Below are 1,713 nucleotides of genomic sequence, written 5' to 3' on the forward strand. Positions count from 1 at the left end.
CAGATCCGGTAGACTCGACGCATTGAACATGAACATCGGTAACAAGTTCAATTGCGGTATCCCCGAAAAATGATGCTTGCTGATAACCTGTGAAAAATTAAGGAGAAATGCTATGGGTCTGTTTGATGCCTTACTGGGCAATGCAGGTGAGATGAGCAATACGGAAGCAATGGAGGATCTGGCAACCATTCTTAATCCGTCGGAGTCCATAGAGCTGGCCTATAAGCTGGTGCGGGATATGGTGGTTTTGACCAATCACCGGTTGATTTTGATCGACAAGCAGGGGCTTACCGGACGCAAGGTTGAATATCGCTCAATACCTTATAAGTCGATCACTATGTTTACTGTTGAGTCTGTAGGCCATTTTGATCTGGATGCTGAACTGAAACTATGGATTTCCGGCCAGCCAGAGTCAATGCAGATGGAATTTAACAGCAAAACCAATATTTATAAGCTTCAGGCACTCCTGGCGGCAAAAGTGGCAGGGCAGTAATTGCTTGCCAGCCAGTCGTTGATAAAGGCCACCATCGTGGCCTGTTCGGTTTAGCCCTGGACTCTCAGCAGGTTTGAGAGTGCCGGATTGGGTTTGTCGGCGGCTTTGAAAATCAGTGCGATTTTGCCAATGGTTTGAATGAGATCAGAGTTTGTGGCGCTGATCAGTTCGCTGACCAGTTGCTGGCGGGTTTCCCGGTCGCCAATGGCGAATTTCACCTTGATCAGTTCATGGTCATTCAGTGCGCGTAATGTTTCTTCAACCACGCCATCTGTCAGCCCCTTGTCTGCCACAATGACGACAGGGTTCAGGTTGTGGCCGATGGTACGGAAATGCTTCTTTTTGGCTGCATTCAAGCTCATGTTTGCTATTCCTGATAATTTCTTTAATAACGAATCGTCATACACGATATCTGATGATGGGTATGACCGTATTTTTCCAGAGAAGTTTTCGTTAATGCAGGTTGGGGACAGAAAAGTACTGTTCATGGAGCGCTTAACGGTCATTGACTGGGTGTCGAAGAGAGCGAATTAATGTCCAGCGCCGTGGACTGCGGAATGGGTCTCAGGCTGGCAGCATTTAAGTCACTCGACAGCATATGCAAGCTTCTGGTGGCGCATGCTATCGCTTTCTGGCTGCTGAGGGAAGTGTGCCTGCTGTTCGAGGCTGCCCGTATAAGTGGTGACCTGTCTCTTCGGCAGTGGTTGAACAATACGTATTATGCTGATGGTGTTACAGCGGTTAGTGATTACTGAATCCACAATAATAAACATTCCAAAGCGTTTGATCAGCACAAGTGTGTGGAAAGTGTTGGCTTGTGGTGCGTAATAACCCCTAATCATCCGCTTAATCTTTTATTGTCTTCTGCTGTCACAGCCATGCTGTATAAGATATTATCACCATGACTTTTACTTTAAGTAGTTAACCAAATGAAATCGTATTTTCTGACTAAGTGGGCAGTCACTCCCGGCAACTGCTCCTGCGTTGCTCTAGCTCCTGCATCCATGCAGTCGTGCGGCGTTACAACTACGGTCACATAGCTACGGCTATGCTCCCTACGTTGTGCCTTGCATAGTAACTGCCCACTTAGCCAGAAATATACGATTCCATTTGGCCAACTACTTACCGGCTGATGGAAATCTCAGCTTTTGTCAGGTGTAAACTTTTACCCCTTTCAGTTTTCGGTTTGATGTTGCTCAAATATTTTTCAGGCAACGTCC

At 46.7% G+C, this 1,713-nt stretch carries 3 protein-coding genes; 2 read left to right on the forward strand and 1 reads right to left on the reverse strand.

Annotated elements, in window-relative coordinates; all coding sequences use genetic code 11:
- The first annotated feature begins 112 nt into the window (after positions 1-112).
- Positions 113-493 (forward strand): PH domain-containing protein, encoded by a 381-nt coding sequence (locus tag ACO6V1_RS23790; protein WP_422447474.1) that lies wholly within the window; start codon positions 113-115, stop codon positions 491-493.
- 50 nt (positions 494-543) lie between these two features.
- Here the strand turns inward: ACO6V1_RS23790 and ACO6V1_RS23795 are convergent, their stop codons facing one another.
- Positions 544-855: a YhbY family RNA-binding protein gene (locus ACO6V1_RS23795; RefSeq protein WP_101746619.1), complete on the reverse strand. Its 312-nt coding sequence runs from the start codon at positions 853-855 to the stop codon at positions 544-546.
- A 171-nt stretch (positions 856-1,026) separates the two neighbouring features.
- Here ACO6V1_RS23795 and ACO6V1_RS23800 point away from each other — a divergent pair, with 171 nt between their 5' ends.
- Entirely contained in the window at positions 1,027-1,248 is a 222-nt protein-coding gene (locus ACO6V1_RS23800; RefSeq protein WP_422447471.1) for a hypothetical protein, read from the forward strand.
- Positions 1,249-1,713 lie beyond the last annotated feature (465 nt).

Origin of the sequence: Endozoicomonas sp. ALC013, assembly GCF_049310205.1 — a bacterium.
In the GTDB taxonomy this organism is placed as follows: Bacteria; Pseudomonadota; Gammaproteobacteria; order Pseudomonadales; family Endozoicomonadaceae; genus Endozoicomonas.

Excerpts from the sequence above, each read along its gene's own strand:
- ACO6V1_RS23795 (WP_101746619.1), bottom strand. The coding sequence starts at position 855 with ATGAGCTTGAATGCAGCCAAAAAGAAGCATTTCCGTACCATCGGCCAC.
- ACO6V1_RS23790 (WP_422447474.1), top strand. The coding sequence starts at position 113 with ATGGGTCTGTTTGATGCCTTACTGGGCAATGCAGGTGAGATGAGCAAT.
- ACO6V1_RS23800 (WP_422447471.1), top strand. The coding sequence starts at position 1,027 with ATGTCCAGCGCCGTGGACTGCGGAATGGGTCTCAGGCTGGCAGCATTT.